Raw genomic sequence first — 18921 nt, forward strand, 5'->3', positions numbered from 1 at the left:
GCCGTCGAGCCCGGAACCGCCCGGACGGGTGGCGGTCAGCCGCGCCAGAGGGCGAGCATCATCGCCTCGACGGCGATGCGCGGCTTGACGTTGACCCCGATCGCCTCCCGGCAGGCGAGCACCGCCTCCAGGCGCCGCAGGGTGCTCTCCGCGGTCCATTTCCCGGCCGCCGCCTCGGCCAGTGGCGCGGTGTCGGTGTGCACCGGGGCGACCGGGGCGCGCAGCAGGGTGGTGAGCACGTCGCGGTAGAAGCCGGCCAGGTCGACCAGGGCGCGGTCGAGGGCGTCGCGCTGAGCCCGGGTGGCGCGGGACTTCTGACGGCGTTCGAGTTCCTTGATCTGTCCAGCTGTTCCGCGGGCCGCGCCGGCGGCGCCCCGACCCGTACCGCCGGCACCGAGCGCGGTCTCCAGCGCGGCCCGCTCGGCGGCGTCGGCCTCGACGACCGAGGCGGCCGCCTCGGCCTCGGTGGCCTCGATGAGCGCCGACGCGGCGTCGATGCAGGCGCCGACGTTGCTGAGCCGGCGGGGCACGGCGAGTACCGCGTCCCGGCGCTTGCGGGCCTCCGGGTCGCGGGCCAGGAGCCGGGCCCGGCCGACGTCTCCCTGCGCGGCGGCGGCGGCCCACCGCGCGACCTCGGCGTCGACCCCGTCGCGGGCCTGGAGGACCGCGGCGACCGCGTCGGCGGGAGGTTGGCGCAGCGGGACCAGCCGGCACCGGGACCGGATGGTGACGGAGATGTCGTCGGGGTGGGTGGACGGCGTACAGAGCAGGAACACCGTCCGTGGCGGCGGCTCCTCGACCGCCTTGAGCAGGGCGTTCCCGGCGGCTTCGGTGAGCCGGTCGGCGTCGGTGACGACGACCACCTGCCAGCGCCCGCCGGCCGGCGTGCTCGCCGCGCGCAGCACCAGCGCACGCATCTCGCCGACCCCGATCGACAGGCCCTCGGGCACCACGAACCGCACGTCGGCGTGGGTGCCGGCGAGCGTGGTGTGGCAGCCGGTGCAGTCGCCGCAGCCGGTGCCGTGGACGCATTCCAGGGCGGCGGCGAAGGCCCGGGCGGCGACGGTACGACCGGAACCGGGCGGTCCGGTGAAGATCCAGGCATGCGTCATCGCGCCGGTGCCGGCAGCGCTGCCCGGCCCACCGGAGCCGTCCGCGCCGGTGCTGTCCCGTGGGCGGCCCGGACGATGTCGGCCGCGTCGGCCGCGGCCCGGCGCAGGGTCTCGACCGCCTCGTCCTGGCCGACGAGTTCGGCGAACACGCCGAGACTCATCTGCCCGCCTCCACCGTGCTGTCCGCCATCGACATCGGCTCGTCCGGGGAGGGCTTCGGCGGCCGGGCGGGGTCGGCCGACCGGTCGGGTCGGGTTGGGTCACCGGGGTCGGTCCCGCGGGTGGCGAGCAGTTCGGTGGCCCGGGCTCCGACCGCCCGGGCGATGTCGTCGGCCGGCAGTCCGGCGTCGAGGACCAGGTAACGCTTCGGGTCGGCGGCGGCCAGGTCGAGGAACGCGTACCGGACCCGCTCGTGGAACGCGAGGGACTCGCTCTCCAGGCGGTCGGCGGCCATCCCCCGTTCGGCGACCCGGGCCAGCCCTGTCCTCGGGTCGACGTCGAGCAGGACGACCAGGTCGGGCTTCAGCCCGCCGGTCGCCCACGACGAGAGCCAGGACACCTCGTCGACCGGCAGGGTGCGACCGGCGCCCTGGTAGGCCAGCGACGAGTCGACGTAGCGGTCGCTGATGACGACCGCCCCGCCGGCCAGCGCGGGCCGTACGACGGTGGCGACATGGTGTGCCCGGTCGGCGGCGTAGAGCAGCGCCTCGGCCCGGGGCGAGGGAGCGGCCGGACCGGTCCCGTCGGAGAGCAGCAGGGTACGGATCCGCTTGCCCACGTCGGTGGCGCCGGGTTCCCGGGTCACCACGACGTCGTGCCCCTGCTCGCCGAGGGTGGCGGCCAGCTTGTTGACCTGGGTCGACTTCCCGGCGCCCTCGCCGCCCTCGAAGACGACGAAGAGCCCGTGCCGGGCGAACGACTCGCCGACCGACAGCGGGCGGCCCCGGAGCGATCCCCAGAGGTCGGCCAGCACCGGCACGCCGGGCTTGTCGTCCATCTGCCGGAAGGCGCTGATGCCGGCGAAGATGCCGAAGACGCCGGCGGCGAGCAGGAGCAGGCGGGTCGACGAGATGGAGATTCCGAGATCGGCGATCCGCAGTTCGCGGGAGCCGCCGACACCGACCAGCAGGCTGCTGAGCGAGATGGCGAGCATCAGCACGATCCGGGTGCCGGTCTGCACGACGGCGAAGACGCGGCCGCGTACCTCGTCGGCGATCTCCCCACCGAGCAGGGTGGTGCCGGCCAGGAAGGCCATGCCGGCGCCGGCACCGACCAGGATCGCGCCCAGGATGGCCATCGAGAGGTGGATCGCCGCGGCGAGCAGGAGCACCGAGGCGCTGGCGAGCACGATGCTCATGCCGAACCAGCGGCGCCGGGACAGCTCCCGGATGACCATCGGGCCGAGACCGATGCCGACCGCGAGCCCGACGAAGATCGAGCCGAACAGCAGGTAGAACGCGGCGTCGCCGGCACTGAGCGAGTTGGTGAAGAAGCGGGCGGTGCCGATGACGATGCCGCCGCCGGCGAAGGCGCCGAAGATGCCGAGGACGAGGCCCCGGACCAGCGGAGTCTTGCCGATGAACCGCCAGCCCTCGACGAACTGCTTCACCACGCTCTGGCCGGGGCCGTCCTGCCGGCCGCCGCGGCCGCTGATCTCCTTGATGCCGAAGAAGACGACGAGCGCGGTGGCGAGCCGGGACAGCGAGTTGAAATAGAGCGCGAGCTGTGCGGGTTCGACCCAGGCCGGTGGTTCTCCGGCGGAGATCCCGCGCACGGTCCGGTCGAGGGCGGCCAGGACGGCGGCGGCCAGGACCGGGGTGACGCCGTACGTGGTGATCAGGGTCAGCTGGTTGGAGACCTCCAGCCGGGCCCGCGGGATCAGGTTGGGGACCGCGGCCTCCTTGGCCGGGATCCAGATCAGCGTGATCGCCTCGATCAGGAAGGTGGCGATGGCCGCCCAGGTGACGGTGACCCCGCCGCTCGCACCCAGGAGCGCCACCAGCGGAATGGAGGCGAACAGGACGAACCGCAGCAGGTCACAGATGACCATCGTGTATCGGCGGTCGAAGCGGTCGGCGAGGATGCCGGCGACCGGACCGAGGACGAGGGCGGGGAGCAGGCGTACGGCGATGACGCCGCCGAACGCGAGGCCCTTGGCGGCGTCGCTCTCGACCTGGGTGGCGGCGAAGACCGAGGTGGCCAGCAGACCGAGCCAGTCGCCCAGGGACGCGACCCCCAGCACGATCCAGAGCCGGCGGAACGGGCGGATCCGCATTACAGACCGCAACGCCGGCAGACCGGACATCTCCACCCCGGCCGAGGACTTCGCCTTCTTGGTGGAATCGGACCTGGCGTCTCCGGTCCGATCGCCGTCCGCCGAGCCGCTCGCCTGAGTGTCGATGGCTCTACCTCCACGTGCCGGCCCATGGCTGGGCTCCCCCGGTGACACTCTAATCGCGGGGACCACCGGGCCGGCCCCCGACATTCCCCTGATCGGCCCGTGGGCGCGGCCCGACGATGATTAATACGCGAAGGTGTTTCGCATTGATCGATGGCCCGCTAGCGTGCTCTCGTGCCCACCGAACGCGACCTGCTCCGCGACCGGCTCGACCGGGCGACCGCGCACCTCGACCCGCCGGTCGCGGTGATCGACATCTCGGCCTTCGACGCGAACGCCGCCACGCTGGCCCGGCGGGCCGGCAAGCCGCTGCGGGTGGCCAGCAAGTCCGTACGCAGCCGCGCGCTGCTCAGCCGCGCGCTCGCCACCCCGGGCTGGGAGGCGGTGATGGCGTACACGGTGGCGGAGGCGATCTGGCTGGTCCGCACCGGGGTCAGCCGTGACGTGCTGGTGGCGTACCCGAGCGCCGACCGGCAGGCCCTCGCCGAACTGGCCGCCGACGCCGACCTCGCCGCCGCCGTCACGATCACCGTCGACAGCGTCGAACAGCTCGACACGGTCGACGCGGTCGCTTCCCCGGCGCGCCGCGCCGAGATCCGGGTCTGTCTCGAACTCGACGCGTCGTGGCGGCCACTCGGCGGCCAACTGCACCTGGGGGTACGCCGTTCGCCGGTGCACACGCCCGCGGCCGCCGGCGCGCTCGCCGCGCTGATCACCGACCGCCCCGGGTTCCGGCTGGTCGGGCTGATGGCGTACGAGGCGCAGATCGCCGGGCTCGGCGACGCCCCGCCGGGACAGGCCCTGCGCGGTACGGCGATCCGGGCGGTGCAGCGCCGGTCGTACCGGGAACTCGTGCGGCGCCGGGCCGCCGCGGTGGCGGCGGTACGGGACCACGCCGACCTGGAGTTCGTCAACGGCGGTGGCACCGGCAGCGTCGCCGCGACCGCCGCCGACAGTTCGGTGACCGAGGTCGCCGCCGGCTCCGGCCTCTTCGGCCCCACCCTGTTCGACGCCTACCGCGCGTGGCGGCCGGCACCCTCGGCGTTCTTCGCCCTGTCGGTCGTCCGTCGGCCGGCACCACGTGTGGCGACCGTGCTCGGCGGCGGCTGGATCGCCTCCGGGCCGGCCGACCCGAGCCGGTTGCCGACGCCGTGGCTGCCGGCCGGGCTGCGGCTGACCGGCACCGAGGGGGCCGGCGAGGTGCAGACTCCGCTGACCGGTGCCGCAGCCGACCCGCTGCGGGTGGGCGACCGGGTGTGGTTCCGCCACGCCAAGGCCGGTGAGCTGAGCGAGCACGTACGCGAACTGCACCTGGTCGACGGCGACCGGATCGTGGCGACGGTCCCGACCTACCGTGGCGAGGACCGGGCGTTCCTCTAGCGGTGCCCGGCCCGGGTCGACGGCGGGATCGGCCGGCTCAGGCAGTGGTCACGTCCACGTGCCGGTGCAGGTATTCGCGGATCAGCGCCTTGGCCTCGACGAGCACCTCGTCGTCGCCTTCGGGGTCGCGCCGGAACGCCAGCTTGATCAGCGCGTCGGCGGATTCGACCGCGATCTCCAGGGCGAAGCGCAGGCGTGGCTCGTCGGCCACCCCGAACTGCTCGACCAGCACCCGGGCCAACTCCTCGGCGATGACCGCGTTGTTGTCGCGCTCGTCGTCCAGCAGGTGCACGTCGACGACGTCGCCGAAGTGCAGGGTACGGAAACCGGGCAACGAGCGGTGCATCGAGATGTACTCGTCGATGCCGGCGTCGACGCCGTCCCACCAGTTCTCGAGGTCACCCTGCGCGAAGCGGGCGGACAGCCGCTGGAGATAGGCCTCCATGTTGCGCAGGGTCAGTGCCTGCACGATGGCCCGTTTGTCGGGAAAGAACTGGTACACCGACCCGATCGCGACCTCGGCCCGCTCCGCGAGCAGGGTCGTGGTCAGCCCGTCGTAGCCGACCTCGTCGACGAGGACGGCACAGGCGTCGAGCATCCGCTGGACCCGGGCCACGCTGCGCCCCTGCACCGGCACCCGGCGCAGGGGTCCGGCCGTGACGGTAGATGTCGCCACTCGTCGCCACTCCCTTTCAGTGATCGGTCGTCCGTCCGTCCCGGTCAGGGGGACATCATTGGGAACAACGAACGACCCGCATCGACGGTGTTTACTCATATCAGTGGGCCTGATATGAAGGCTACTCACGTTCTCTGTGCGGACTCCGGAGGGTCCCATGCGAGGCACCGCCACGACAGCATCCGCGACCGGCAACACCTGGTCGAACTGGGCCGGCAACCAGCGCGCCACCGCAGCGTCGGTACTCATACCGGGCAGCGTCGATGATGTGGTCGCCGCCGTCAATGCCGCCACTGCCGCCGGCCAGCGAATCAAGCCGGTGGGTTCCGGGCACTCGTTCACCGACATCGCCCGCACCGACGCACACCGCGTCGACCTCGCCCGGCTCGCCGGCCTGGTCAGCATCGACCGCCCGGCCCGGCTGGTCACCGTACGGGCCGGGACCCGGCTGCGGGCACTCAACGAACTGCTCGCCGAACACGGGCTCGCCATGCCCAACCTCGGCGACATCGACGAACAGACGATAGCCGGCGCGCTGGCCACCGGCACCCACGGCACCGGCGCCGGCTACGGCTGCCTGTCCACCTTCGTCGAGGCGTTGACCCTGGTCACCGGGACCGGCGCGGTGCTGCGCTGCTCCGCACAGGAGAACCCGGACGTCTTCGCCGCCGCCCGGGTCGGCCTCGGCGCCGTCGGGGTGCTGGTCGAGGTCACCCTGCGCTGCGTCGACGCGTTCGTGCTCCGGGCCCACGAACGGCCCGCCCCACTGCCGGCCGTACTCGCCGAACTCGAGACCTACGTCGCCGGCAACGACCACTTCGAGATGTACTGGTTCCCGTACACCGACCGGGTCCAGGTCAAGACCAACAACCGGGTGGCCGCCGACGATCAGCCGTTGCCCCGGCTGCGTGGCTGGCTCGACGACGACTTCCTGTCCAACACCGTCTTCGCCGGCGTCTGCCGGCTCGGCCGCGCCGTGCCCCGCCTCGCGCCGACGCTCAGTTCCGTCTCGGCCCGGGCACTGACCGCCCGCACCTACACCGCCCGCTCCGACCGGGTCTTCTGCACCCCGCGCCGGGTCCGCTTCACCGAGATGGAGTACGGCCTGCCCCGCGCCGCCCTGCCCGAAGCCCTGGCCGCTCTCCGGAAGATCGTCGATGGGCTGCCGTTCAAGGTGCTCTTCCCGGTAGAGATCCGGTTCACCGCCGCCGACGACATCTGGCTGTCGCACGGCTACGGGCGCGAGTCGGCGTACGTCGCGGTGCACCAGTATGTCGGCATGCCGTACGAGCCGTACTTCCGCGCCTTCGAGCAGGTCACGCAGGCACTCGGCGGCCGGCCGCACTGGGGCAAGCTGCACTACCGCGACGCGGCGTCGCTGCGGCCGGCGTACCCCCGGTTCGACGACTTCCTGGCGGTGCGCGACCGGCTCGACCCGGGCCGGATCTTCGCCAACGACTACACGACGCGGGTGCTGGGCGCCTGACGGCACCCGGTCACTCCGTGGCCGGTTGCCCGGTGGACGCCTTCCTCGGTGCGGCCTTCTTGGCCGGCGCCGCCTTCTTCGCCGTGGCCTTCTTCGCCGCCTTGCGCGGTGCCGCCTTCTTCGCCGGCGTGCCGCCGTCGGCCGTCGCCTTCTTCGGGGCCGCCTTCTTCGCCGTGGTCTTCTTCGGCGCCGGCCCCTTGGCCCGCTTCTCCGACAGCATCTCCGACGCCTGCTCGATGGTCAGCGCCTCCGGCGTCTGCCCCCGGCGCAGCGAGGCGTTGGTCTCGCCGTCGGTCACGTAGGGCCCGAACCGGCCGTCCTTGATGACCAGCGGCTTGTCGGTCAGCGGGTCGACGCCCATCTCGCGCAGCGGCGGGGCGGCGGCCCGACGCTGCCGGGTCTTCGGCGCGGCCAGCAGAGCCAGCGCCTCGTCCAGGGCGACGGTGAAGATCTTGTCGTCGGAGTCGAGCGAGCGGAAGTCTTCGCCACGCTTGACGTACGGGCCGTAGCGGCCGGTCGCCGCGAAGATCTCGGCGCCCTCCGGATCCTTCCCGACGAGCCGGGGCAGGCTCAGCAGGCGCAGCGCCTCGGCGAGCGTCAGCGATTCCGGCGACTGCGACTTGAACAGCGAGGCGTTGCGGTCCCCGCTGGAGACGTACGGGCCGAAGCGGCCGGACTTGAGCACGATCGGCTCACCGGTGTCGGGGTGCTCGCCCAGCTTGCGCTCGCCGCCCCCGCCGAGGAACAGTTCGTTGACCTTCTCCGGGGTCAGCTCGTCCGGTGCCACCCCCTCCGGGATGGACGTCCGGTCACCGGCCGGCCCCTCGCCGCCCTCGCCCTCGGCGGCCGGCGCCGCCTCCGCCCCTGGCAACGCCCGCTGCAGGTACGGCCCGTAGCGGCCGACCCGGACCACCACGTCGCGGCCCTCGTCGTCGCGGAACAACGGGATCGAGTTGACGCTGCGCGCGTCGATCTCGCTGAGGTTCTCGGTGACCAGCCGCTTCAGGCCGCCGGCCCGGGCGATCGAGTCGTCGCCGGCCACCTCGCTGCCGAAGTAGAACGAGGTGAGGAAGTCGACCGCGGCCGAGTCACCGCCGGCGATCTCGTCGAGCTGGTTCTCCATCGCCGCGGTGAAGTTGTAGTCGACCAGCCGCGGATAGTGCCGCTCCAGCAGTCCGACCACGGCGAACGCCAGGAACGACGGGATCAGCGCCTGGCCGCGCTTGACGACGTAACCACGGTCCTGGATGGTCTGCATGATCGACGCGTACGTCGAGGGCCGGCCGATGCCCAGCTCCTCCAGCGCCTTGACCAGCGACGCCTCCGTGTAACGCGACGGCGGCGAGGTGTGGTGCCCGGTCGGAGCCAGTTCGTCGGCGGTGAGCGGCTGGTCCTTGGCCAGCTTCGGCAGCCGGCGCTCGGCGTCCTCGGCCTCGGCGCTCTCGTCGTCGCTGGACTCGACGTACGCCTTGAGGAAGCCCGGCTCGGTGATCGTCTTGCCGGTCGCGCCGAAATCGGCCTCCTCGCCGGCGGTCGACACGGCGCGGATCCGTACCGAGACCGACATGCCGACGGCGTCGGTCATCTGGGAGGCGATCGTGCGCCGCCAGATGAGCTCGTAGAGCTTGTTCTCCTCGGCCGACAGCTCGTTCGCCACCTCGCCCGGGGTGCGGAAGTTGTCGCCGGCCGGACGGATCGCCTCGTGCGCCTCCTGGGCGTTCTTGACCTTGCCCGTGTAGCGACGCGGCTCCGGCGGAACGCTGCCCGCGCCGTACAGCTCGGTGATCTGCCGGCGGGCCGCGATGATCGCGGTCTCCGACAGGTTGACCGAGTCGGTACGCATGTAGGTGATGTAGCCGTTCTCGTAGAGCCGCTGCGCCGTGCGCATCGTCTGCTGTGACGAGAACCGCAGCTTGCGGGCCGCCTCCTGCTGCAGCGTCGAGGTGATGAACGGCGCGTACGGCCGGCGCCGGTAGGGCTTCTCCTCGACCCGGGTGACGGTGAACGGCCGGCCGTCGAGGCGGGCGGCCAGCCCGCGGGCGCCGTCGCCGTCGAGGTGGACCACGGACGCACCCGGCTTGACCCGGCCGGTGGTCGCCTCGAAGTCCTTGCCGGTGGCGATCCGGTCACCGCCGAGGGCGACGAGGGTGGCGTGGAAGGTACGCGGGCCCTCGCCGACGTCCTTGGCGTCGACCGCCAGGGTGGCCAGGATGTCCCAGTACTCGGCGGTGCGGAACGCCATCCGCTGGCGCTCCCGCTCGACCACGATCCGGGTCGCCACGGACTGCACCCGGCCGGCCGACAGCCGCGGCATGACCTTCTTCCACAGAACCGGGGAAACCTCGTATCCGTACAGCCGATCAAGGATCCGGCGGGCTTCCTGAGCGTCGACCAGGTGCCGGTCGATCTCCCTCGGGTTGGCCACGGCCGCCTGGATGGCCGGCTTGGTGATCTCGTGGAAGACCATCCGCTTGACCGGCACCTTGGGCTTGAGCGTCTCGACCAGGTGCCAGGCGATCGCCTCGCCCTCGCGGTCCTCATCGGTGGCGAGGAAGACCTCGTCGACCTCCTTGGCCAGCTTGGTCAGCTTGGCGATCTGCTGGCGCCGGTCGGCGGAGACGACGTAGAGCGCGGTGAAGCCGTTGTCGACGTCGACGCCGAGCCGCGCCCACGGCTCCTTCTTGAACCTGGCGGGCACGTCGGCGGCGTTGCGGGGCAGGTCACGGACGTGGCCCAGGCTGGCCTCGACGACATACCCCGGGCCCAGGTAGCCCGAGATCGTCTTGGCCTTCGCCGGGGACTCGACGATGACCAGACGGTTGCTCCTGTCGTTACTCGGCACGTCTCTCCCTGACCTCGACCTCGTGTGCCGCCCGGCTTACCCGCCGTGCAGGCAGACGTCCAACGTAACCCGCGTTCCGGCCCGAAGCCGCGCGGGCGGTCAAACCTCCCTCGCAAACCGCCTCTGACCGGGTGTGGAGCGCTGTCCGCGGCTCATCCGACGGACGGCGACACCGTACACCTATGAACAACGTGACGGCGCCCACCGCACCGGAGGTAGGCCGATCTCACCAGGCTACGGAAAGCCACCGTACGGATGCGGTTGGTGTTCGACGACCGCCCGCGATCAGGGCAGATGACACCGAATCCCGCGCAACCGCACCCCGGACCGCAACAGCCATCTACTGTCGTGAATTAGACAGTTGGGTCGGGCCACTCGGCCATTGGGGCGGCCGGCGGGCGGTCACCGACCATCTCCGCCAGCCGACGCAGGCGCCGGCGCCCGGTGATCCGGTACGCCGGACCGGCGCCACCCGCCCCGACCAGGGCGGCGGGCAGGCCGACCGCCGCCAGCGCACCCCCCACCGACTCCCAGCAGCCCTCGTCGCCGACCCCCAGCCGAAGCACGAACCCGGCCGGTTCGACCGTGCCGGCCGCCGCCGCCCAGAGCCGCAGGCGCCGCCCGTTGAGATGTAGACCACTCGGCGGCTGCTTCACCGCGCCCCGCAGCCAGGCCCGCCCGAGCGGCGCGAGCGTCGTCGCGTACGACGTACGCACGACGAGCCGGTCGTCGGCCGCCGGCTCCCAGGTCGCGGCCAGCCCACGGGTCGCCAGCTCGGCGACCAGCACGTGCACCCGCCAGGCCGCGTCGACGACGACCGTCACCCGTGCCGTGCCCCCCATCCGCACCACCTCACCCGGCCCGGCCAGCAGGCCGGCGAGATCGGCCGGCGACGGCTCCGCCGCCTCCACCCCGAACAGCGAGAGCTGCCGGACCGGATCGGACGGTCCCGGCACCCCCGCGGTAGGTGGCGTCAGCGACACTCCGGAACCTCGTCGAAGGCCTGCTTCAGCTCCTCGGAGTTGAGCCTGCTGGTATCCAGCGCGCTCTCGTCGTACTCCCGGTTGAGGACGTCGACGGCGGCCCGGACACCGGCGTAGAAGGTCTCCGGCGCACCGGTGGTGGCCAGGCCCTCGATCGCCGTCCTGGCCCGGCCGTAGGCATCGCGGACCGCGGTCAGCGACGTGACGAACCCCCGCGCGACGGCCTCACCCTGCTCCACATCGGGCACCCCGGCCTGCTCGACCTTGGCCCGCGCGGTCTCGCTCGCCTGCTCGGCGCCACCGAGCAGGCGTACCAGGTTCTCCTTGGCCTGTGCCGGCGTGGTCATCGCGGTCATCTGCTGCTGGGTCCGGCTGGTGAGGTTGTGGATCTCGGATCGCCACGGGCCGAGCGCGTCGCAGACGGCGGCCGCCCAGGCCCGAGGTGCCGGGGCCGAGGAGCACCCGCCGGCAAGGACGGCGAACGCGACCACCACCGCCGTGAAGATGCCGACGGTGGTCGCCCGGGGCCTACGCATGCGAAGCAGCGTACGGCCTGACGGCCAGCCAGGAGCAGTGCGATCACGGCCGAACGACGAAGGGGCCCCTTCCCGCCGTACGGAAAAGGGCCCCCGCGACCGTCGATCCGCTCAGGCGGTGACCGTCTCCGGCTTCTGGTCCGGCGCACCGTCACCGGTGCTGCCCGGTCCACCCGGGGTGTCGCCGATGGCGACCGGCTTGCGCTTGCTGAACACCACGGCCGCCACGATGACCAGCACGGCGACCGCGGCGATGGCGATCCGCGCCGGATGGTTGGCGTCGTCGCCGATGCTGAGGGTCACCACCGCCGGGGCGATCAGCAGCGAGACCAGGTTCATCACCTTGATCAGCGGGTTGATCGCCGGGCCGGCGGTGTCCTTGAACGGGTCACCCACGGTGTCGCCGATGACCGTCGCGGCGTGCGACTCCGAGCCCTTGCCGCCGTAGGCACCGTCCTCGACCAGCTTCTTCGCGTTGTCCCAGGCGCCACCGGAGTTGGCCAGGAACACGGCCATGAGTACGCCGGCACCGATCGCACCGGCCAGGTAGGCCGCCAGCGCACCGGCGCCGAGCCCGAAGCCGACCGCGATGGGTGCCATGATCGCCAGCAGGCCGGGGGTCAGCAGCTCGCGCTGCGCGTCCCGGGTGCAGATGTCGACGACCCGGCCGTACTCCGGCCGCTGCGTGCGGTCCATGATGCCGGGGAACTCGCGGAACTGCCGGCGGACCTCCATGACCACCGCGCCCGCCGACCGGGACACGGCGTTGATGGCGAGCCCGGAGAAGAGGAACACCACCGCCGCGCCGATGATCAGTCCGACCAGGTTGTTCGGGTTGGCCACGTTGAGCAGTTCGGAGACGAAGAGGTCCAGCTCCTCCTGCGTCGGGAAGTCCAGGGCCGCCCGTACGCTGCTCGTGTAGGAGCCGAAGAGCGCGGTCGCGGCCAGCACGGCCGTCGCGATCGCGATGCCCTTCGTGATGGCCTTCGTCGTGTTACCCACCGCGTCGAGCTCGGTGAGCGTACGCGCCCCCTGCTCGTCGATGTCGCCGGACATCTCCGCGATGCCCTGCGCGTTGTCGGAGATCGGGCCGAAGGTGTCCATCGCCACGATGACGCCGACCGTGGTCAGCAGGCCGGTACCGGCCAGCGCCACCGCGAAGAGCGACAGGGTCAGCGAGCCGCCGCCGAGCAGGAACGCGCCGTAGACACCGGCACCGACCAGCAGCGCCGAGTAGACGGCCGACTCCAGCCCGATGCTGATGCCGGCCAGCACGACGGTCGCCGGACCGGTCAGCGAACTCTTGCCGATGTCCTGCACCGGGCGCCGGTGCGTCTCGGTGAAGTACCCGGTCAGCGCCTGGATCGCCGCCGCCAGCACGATGCCGATGATGACCGCGCCGATGGCCACCAGCGGCGGGCTCAACGGCAGGCTCTCGTCCGCGTCGAGGTCCAGCACCGACCGCCAGTCGTCACCGAGCAGCGCCGGCCAACTCGACGGGAGGTAGATCCACGACACGACCGCGACCAGGACCGCGGACAGCACCGCCGAGGCGTAGAACGCCCGGTTGATCGCCACCATGCCGGTGCGGTCGGAGGCGCGCAGGCGGGTGATGAAGACCCCGATGATCGCGATGATCACACCGACGGTGGACACGATGAGCGGGAACACCAGTCCCTGCTCGCCGAACGCCGCCCGGCCGAGGATCAGCGCGGCGACCAGGGTCACCGCGTACGACTCGAACAGGTCGGCGGCCATACCGGCGCAGTCACCGACGTTGTCGCCCACGTTGTCGGCGATCGTCGCCGGGTTGCGCGCGTCGTCCTCGGGGATGCCCTGCTCGACCTTGCCCACCAGGTCGGCGCCGACGTCGGCCGCCTTGGTGAAGATGCCGCCGCCGACCCGCATGAACATGGCCAGCAGCGCGGCACCGAACCCGAAGCCCTCCAGCACGGTCGCCGCGTCGGCCTTGAAGATCAGCACGACCACCGCGGCACCGAACAGGCCCAGGCCGACGGTGAGGAAGCCGACCACACCGCCGGTGCGGAACGCGATCTGCATGGCCGCCTCGCGGCCACCGCTGCTCTCCCGCGCCGCCGCGGCCACCCGTAGGTTGGCCCGGGTCGCCAGCGCCATCCCGGCCCCGCCGATGAAGGCGCTGAACGCCGCACCCACGACGAAGAAGGCCGACCGGCCGATCTTCACCAGCGTCTCGTTGTCCCCCTCGCCGTGCACCGGCAGCAGGAAGAGCAGCACCACGGCGATGACGACGAAAATGCCGAGGGTTTTGAACTGGCGGAACAGGTATGCCGAGGCGCCCTCCTGGACGGCACCGGCGATCTCCTGCATGTTGGTGGTGCCCTTACCGGTCGCCAGAACCGCCTTTACCAGTGCGCCGGCAAAGCCGAGCGCCACCAGCGCGATTACCGCGGCGACAATGACGTACGAGAGATTCTCGCCGGTAAGGGACAACCCGCCGCCCTCGGCGGCCAAGGTCCCGGACATCTATGTCCTCCTGTACCGAACGCTCGCGCCGACCGGCGGACGAACCGGCCCGGCGACTCCACGCGTGGAGCATCGACTCACCCGGCATCGCGGGCTGCGGGCCAGGCTGTTGCTGATAACCCCGGGTACTGTAGCGGCAGACCGTGGTAGAGGTCACACCGTCCACCCACTGTGACACGGTGATGTTTTTCGCTGTAGTACCGGTTGCGCGAAGCGGCGCCATCGGCATGCGGTCCGGTGCGGTCGGTCGGACCGCACCGGCGCTACCGTCCCACCGGCCACACCATCCGGACCTCGGTACCGATCCCTTCGTCGACCGGACGCACCTGAAGGTCCTCGACAAAGCCGGCCAACAGGGCAAACCCCACTCCGACGGTGAGCGCCTCGTCGGTGAGCGACTCGTCGGCGAGTTCGTCCGGCGGCAACGCCGCCAGACCCAGCCCGGCCTCGATCGGCGCCCGGTCGATCACCCGTACGGTGTAGGAGGCCTCGTCGGACATCTCCATCAGCACCAGGTCGGGCAGCCCGTACTGGCGGTGCAGGGCGACCGCCCGCGTGCACGCCTCACCGATCGCGAGACGTACCTCGTCGAGCAACTCCTCGGCCACCCCGGCCCGACGGGCGACGGCCACACCGACCAGCCGTGCGGTCCGCACGTGCACCGGCGCCGGCGAGAACGAGAGTCGAACCGTCGACATCACGCCGCCGGACCGGCCTGACCAGCGCTGAGGGCCTCCTCCGCAGTGGCGAAGATCGGGAAGACCTGGTCGAGGGCGGTGATCCGGAAGATCTTGAGCAGGGGTTCCTTGTCGCAGACCAGGCTGAACGTACCCCCGACCGCACGCAGCCGCTTCAGGCCGCCGAGCAGCACCCCCAGGCCGGTGGAGTCGATGAACGTCACCCCGCCCAGGTCGACCACGACGCTGCGGGAACCGCCGTCGATCAACTGGAGGAACCGCTCCCGCAACCGGGTACCGGAGACGAGATCGACCTCGCCGCCGACCTCCAGCACCGTGTGCCCGTCGACGGTGCGGGTCACCAGCGACATCGCGTCTCTGGACTGCCCCTCACTGTCCATCGGCCTGTCCATGGATCCTCCTCCGCCAGGAACGCTCCTGGCATCTAACCATCGGGTAGGCGAACCGGTCCGCACGAGGTTCGACCCCCCGTCGCGTCATATACCCCACGACCATTTCCCATATCCGCACACCAGTGCGAGAGTGCAGGGCGTGACCTCCGCAGCCACAGTATCCGCGGCTGGCGGCCCGGATCGGCCGCCGGCCACCGCCGCGGCACCGTCCGACCTGCTGCGGCACCTGTACCCGCGGGCCGACCGGACCACCGAAGGCTCCGCCGTCACCCACGTCGAACGGATACCGGCCCGCGCCGGCGTCACCACCGACTGGCCCGGGTGGGTACCGCCGGAGCTGCGGGACACGCTCAGCGGACGCGGCGTCGTCGCGCCCTGGAAGCACCAGGCCCGGGCGGCCGAACTCGCGTACGGCGGTCAGCACGTCGTCGTCGCCACCGGCACCGCGTCGGGCAAGTCGCTGGCGTATCAGTTGCCCGCCCTGTCCCGGCTGCTCACCGACCCGCGGGCCACCGTGCTCTACCTCGCGCCGACCAAGGCGCTGGCCGCCGACCAGTTGCGTGCCGTCGACAGCCTCGCCCTTCCCGGGATCCGCCCCGCCGCGTACGACGGCGACACGCCGCGCGCCGAACGGGACTGGATCCGCCAGCACTCCCGCTTTGTGCTGACCAACCCCGACATGCTGCACCACAGCATCCTGCCCGGTCACGCCCGTTGGGCGGGCTTCCTGCGCCGACTCGCGTTCGTCGTCGTCGACGAGTGCCACACCTATCGCGGCGTGTTCGGCTCGCACGTCGCGCACGTGCTGCGCCGGCTCCGCCGCCAGGTCACCAGGTACGGGCGTACGCCGGTGTTCGTGCTGGCGTCGGCCACCTCGGGCGATCCGGCCACGGCGGCGGGGCGGCTCACCGGCCTGCCCGTCGAGGCGGTCGTGGAGGACGCCTCGCCCCGCGGCGGGGTGACCTTCGCGCTGTGGGAACCGCCGCTGCTGCCCGCCGAGCCCCGGCCGTCCGGGGCCGCCGTCGACCCGACTGCTCGCGACGCCCCCACCGACGACAGCCCCACGGACAACGACCCGACGGGCGACGGTCCGACGGGCGACGGTCCGACGGGCGACGGGCGACGGCCCGACCGGCCGGCGGAGGATGCTCCGGCAGCCGGCGGGGCGCCGGGCGACGGTGCCGTCGTGCCGGCCGCCCGACGGCCGGTCCTGCGGGAGGGTGACGGGCGGCCCGCGGCCGGCGACGACGCGGTGGTGGACGCCGTACGCCGGTCGGCGCTGCGGGAGACGGCCGACCTGCTCGCCGACGCGGTGTCAGCCGGGATCCGCACGCTGGCATTCGTCCGCTCGCGCAAGGGCGCCGAGGTGGTGGCGACGATGGCCCGTCGATCGCTCGACGAGGCGGTGCCCGGCCTCGGCGCCCGGGTGGCCGCCTACCGGGCCGGCTATCTGAAGGAGGAGCGGCGGTCGCTGGAACGCGCCCTGCTCGACGGTGACCTGCTCGGCCTCGCCTCGACCAACGCACTGGAGCTGGGCGTCGACCTGATCGGGCTCGACGCCGTGCTGATCTGCGGCTATCCGGGCACCAGGGCGTCGTTGTGGCAGCAGGCCGGGCGGGCCGGCCGGGCCGGTGGTGAGGCACTGGCCGTGCTGGTGGCCCGCGACGACCCGCTCGACACCTACCTGGTGCATCACCCCGAGGCGGTGTTCGGCCGCCCGGTCGAGTCCACCGTCCTCGACCCGTCCAACCCGTACGTCCTCGGCCCGCAGCTCTGCTGTGCCGCGGTCGAAGCCCCGTTGACACCGGCCGACCTGGAACTCTTCGGCCCCGGCTCGGACGACGCCGTGACGGCCCTGGTCGAGGCCGGCGCGCTCCGGCAGCGGCCGACGGGTTGGTACTGGCGGCACAGCGGACGGCCGGAGGTCGACCTGCGCGGCACCGGCGGCGCACCGCTGTGTGTGGTCGAGGCGGCGACCGGGCGACTGCTCGGCACCGTCGACCCGTCGTCGGCGCACTTCCTGGTGCACCCCGGCGCGGTCTATCTGCACCAGGGCGTGTCGTACGTCGTCGACGAACTCGATCTCGACGACGCCTGCGCGCTGGTGCACGCCGAGGAGCCGGACTGGTCCACCCATGCCCGGGACGTCACCTCGCTCTCCGTGGTCTCGGTCCGCTCCTACGTGGATGCCGGCCCGGTGGGGCTCTTTCTCGGCGAGGTCGACGTGACCAGCCAGGTGGTGTCGTACCAGCGCCGTCGGATCGGCTCGGGCGAGGTCATCGACACCCGCCCGCTGGATCTGCCGACCCGCGAGCTGCGGACCGTCGCGGTGTGGTTCACCCTGTCACCGCGGGCGCTGGCGGCGGCCGGTGTCGACGCGGCCGACGTACCGGGCGCGCTGCACGCCGCCGAACACGCCGCCATCGGCCTGCTTCCGCTGGTGGCCACCTGTGACCGGTGGGACATCGGCGGGCTGTCCACCGCGGCGCACCCCGACACCGAGGCGCCGACCGTGTTCGTCTACGACGGGCATCCCGGCGGCGCCGGCTTCGCCGAGCGGGCGTACGGGACGGCGGCGTCGTGGCTGCGGGCCACCCGCGACGCGATCAGGGAATGCCGCTGCGAGACGGGCTGCCCGTCGTGTGTCCAGTCGCCGAAGTGCGGCAACGGCAACAACCCGCTCGCGAAGGCCGAAGCGGTGAAGGTCCTCGACGTGGTGCTGACGCACCTGCCGGAGTAGTCGCGCGGGGTCCGGTCCCGGCGTCGCCACGGCCCCGATGCCCGAGTGGGGTGGTTCGGGGTGCGGTCGCGGCACGACCGCGCACGTCACCACGCACCGCCCGGACCGGCGCCGACCGGCCCCGCGCGGACCGGCCCGGCGCGGGCGGTGGCGCGGGTGGTCCGCGCCAGACCGGGCATCGGGTGCACGATCATCTCTGCGGTGACGATGACGTCGAGACCATCGAGGATGCACGACACGGGCCGGGCACCGTTCGCCTCGACGATCAGCCCTGCCCGGCCGCACGCCGGACCAGCGCCGTCGAGGGCACCGGCGGCACCGGCCAGCGCCCCGAGGTCGGCCGCCACCTTCGCCTGCTGGCCCGCGACCCGGGCGGCGCCGACCGCGGCGCCGGCGATACCGGCCGCCACGAGCACGAGCCCGGCGGCCAACACCCACAGCGAGGCGCTCCCCCGGTCCACTGCCGGGCGGGAGCGATCCGCCGCGCGGGCGGGCCGGTCCGCCGCGCGGGCGGGCCGGTCCGCCGCGCGGGCGGGCCGGTCCGCCGCGCGGGCGGGCCGGTCCGCCGCGCGGGCGGAAGCCGCCGCGGGTGGGCGCTCGTGCTCCGCCGGCCCGGTCGCGGTCACGGCGCCGGCTCCGGCAGGTCGGGCTCGACGGCGGCGACCGCGGTGGCGGTCACGGCCAGGCTCGGCAGGCGGGCGCCGAGCGTGCGTACCGGCGCCCGGACGGTCGCCACGACCGTGTCGCCACGGACGGTCACGGAGACCGTCGCGCCGGGCGGTGCCACCCGCTGTCCCGCCGCCGTTCCCGGCTCGCCGCGGGAGGCGGCCAGCGCCGCCTCCCGCGCCGCGTCGACGCACTGCGCCTTCGCGGTCACCGCGTTGACCGCGGTGAGTCCGAGCAGCAACAACAGCAGGAGCGCCGGCAGCCCGGCCGCGAGTTCGACGCTGAACGAGCCCCGGTCGCGGCCACCTGACCGGCGCCGGATCACTTGAGCGCCCGGTCGATCACGGCGGTGAGCGCGGACTGCACGTTGCCGGAGGTGAGCACCTTGAGCAGGATGCCGGCGAACGCGACGGCGGCGAGCGTGCCGACGGCGTACTCGGCGGTGTTCATCCCGGCGTCGCCCTGGAGCCGGGCGATGAGTTTGCGCATGACGGGTCCTTTCTCGGT

General features: G+C 72.6%; 14 protein-coding genes and 1 pseudogene. 3 read left to right on the plus strand and 12 right to left on the minus strand.

All coding sequences use genetic code 11. From position 1 onward, the window contains the following. Nucleotides 1–35: 35 nt before the first annotated feature. Together Prubr_RS10075 and tmk are read right to left on the minus strand one after the other, a co-directional pair. Nucleotides 36–1273 (minus strand): annotated as a pseudogene (locus tag Prubr_RS10075) (DNA polymerase III subunit delta'). Beyond that, nucleotides 1270–3354 (minus strand): dTMP kinase, encoded by a 2085-nt coding sequence (gene tmk / locus Prubr_RS10080; protein WP_246568902.1) that lies wholly within the window; start codon nt 3352–3354, stop codon nt 1270–1272. The pseudogene Prubr_RS10075 and the gene tmk overlap by 4 nt, the downstream one beginning before the upstream one ends. 330 nt (nt 3355–3684) lie before the next feature. Here tmk and Prubr_RS10085 point away from each other — a divergent pair, with 330 nt between their 5' ends. Continuing rightward, a complete protein-coding gene (locus Prubr_RS10085; RefSeq protein WP_212824235.1) occupies nt 3685–4890 on the plus strand; it encodes an alanine racemase in 1206 nt (401 codons plus the stop codon). Nucleotides 4891–4927: 37 nt separating this feature from the next. Here the strand turns inward: Prubr_RS10085 and Prubr_RS10090 are convergent, their stop codons facing one another. Then, entirely contained in the window at nt 4928–5488 is a 561-nt protein-coding gene (locus Prubr_RS10090) for a TetR/AcrR family transcriptional regulator (protein WP_425518043.1), read from the minus strand. A gap of 235 nt (nt 5489–5723) precedes the next feature. Between Prubr_RS10090 and Prubr_RS10095 the strand changes: the two genes are divergently transcribed. Next, nucleotides 5724–7052 (plus strand): D-arabinono-1,4-lactone oxidase, encoded by a 1329-nt coding sequence (locus tag Prubr_RS10095; RefSeq protein ID WP_212824251.1) that lies wholly within the window; start codon nt 5724–5726, stop codon nt 7050–7052. A 10-nt stretch (nt 7053–7062) separates the two neighbouring features. Here the strand turns inward: Prubr_RS10095 and topA are convergent, their stop codons facing one another. The 6 genes from topA to Prubr_RS10125 form a co-directional block, all read right to left on the minus strand. Then, nucleotides 7063–9894 carry a type I DNA topoisomerase gene (gene topA / locus Prubr_RS10100; protein WP_212824253.1) on the minus strand — a complete coding sequence of 944 codons (2832 nt, stop codon included), beginning with the start codon at nt 9892–9894 and terminating at the stop codon, nt 7063–7065. Nucleotides 9895–10247: 353 nt separating this feature from the next. Further along, nucleotides 10248–10850: a hypothetical protein gene (locus Prubr_RS10105; RefSeq protein WP_212824255.1), complete on the minus strand. Its 603-nt coding sequence runs from the start codon at nt 10848–10850 to the stop codon at nt 10248–10250. Nucleotides 10851–10867: 17 nt separating this feature from the next. After that, nucleotides 10868–11413, minus strand: a complete 546-nt coding sequence (locus Prubr_RS10110) for a hypothetical protein (RefSeq protein WP_212824257.1) — start codon at nt 11411–11413, stop codon at nt 10868–10870. 111 nt (nt 11414–11524) lie between these two features. Next, the gene (locus tag Prubr_RS10115) at nt 11525–13918 is read right to left on the minus strand and encodes a sodium-translocating pyrophosphatase (RefSeq protein ID WP_212824259.1); all 2394 of its coding nucleotides are present in this window, start codon (nt 13916–13918) and stop codon (nt 11525–11527) included. A 263-nt stretch (nt 13919–14181) separates the two neighbouring features. Continuing rightward, nucleotides 14182–14619 carry an ATP-binding protein gene (locus Prubr_RS10120; RefSeq protein WP_212824260.1) on the minus strand — a complete coding sequence of 146 codons (438 nt, stop codon included), beginning with the start codon at nt 14617–14619 and terminating at the stop codon, nt 14182–14184. Next, nucleotides 14616–15008, minus strand: a complete 393-nt coding sequence (locus Prubr_RS10125; protein ID WP_281425895.1) for an STAS domain-containing protein — start codon at nt 15006–15008, stop codon at nt 14616–14618. Before Prubr_RS10125 ends, Prubr_RS10120 begins: the two co-directional genes overlap by 4 nt. A 130-nt stretch (nt 15009–15138) precedes the next feature. Between Prubr_RS10125 and Prubr_RS10130 the strand changes: the two genes are divergently transcribed. Next, complete coding sequence (locus tag Prubr_RS10130; protein ID WP_425518000.1) at nt 15139–17748, plus strand: DEAD/DEAH box helicase; 2610 nt, start codon at nt 15139–15141, stop codon at nt 17746–17748. A gap of 86 nt (nt 17749–17834) precedes the next feature. Here Prubr_RS10130 and Prubr_RS10135 read toward each other — a convergent pair whose 3' ends face one another. Genes Prubr_RS10135 through Prubr_RS10145 form a run of 3 tightly spaced genes read right to left on the minus strand, consistent with a single transcriptional unit; the run spans nt 17835 to nt 18903 of the window. Continuing rightward, nucleotides 17835–18374 (minus strand): Rv3654c family TadE-like protein, encoded by a 540-nt coding sequence (locus Prubr_RS10135; RefSeq protein WP_212824265.1) that lies wholly within the window; start codon nt 18372–18374, stop codon nt 17835–17837. Continuing rightward, nucleotides 18371–18739 (minus strand): TadE family type IV pilus minor pilin, encoded by a 369-nt coding sequence (locus Prubr_RS10140; protein WP_425518001.1) that lies wholly within the window; start codon nt 18737–18739, stop codon nt 18371–18373. The genes Prubr_RS10135 and Prubr_RS10140 overlap by 4 nt, the downstream gene beginning before the upstream one ends. Beyond that, on the minus strand, nt 18736–18903 hold the full coding sequence (locus Prubr_RS10145) for a DUF4244 domain-containing protein (RefSeq protein ID WP_212824267.1): 168 nt from the start codon (nt 18901–18903) through the stop codon (nt 18736–18738). Before Prubr_RS10145 ends, Prubr_RS10140 begins: the two co-directional genes overlap by 4 nt. Nucleotides 18904–18921: the final 18 nt, after the last annotated feature.

Origin of the sequence: Polymorphospora rubra, assembly GCF_018324255.1 — a bacterium.
Lineage (GTDB): Bacteria > Actinomycetota > Actinomycetes > Mycobacteriales > Micromonosporaceae > Polymorphospora > Polymorphospora rubra.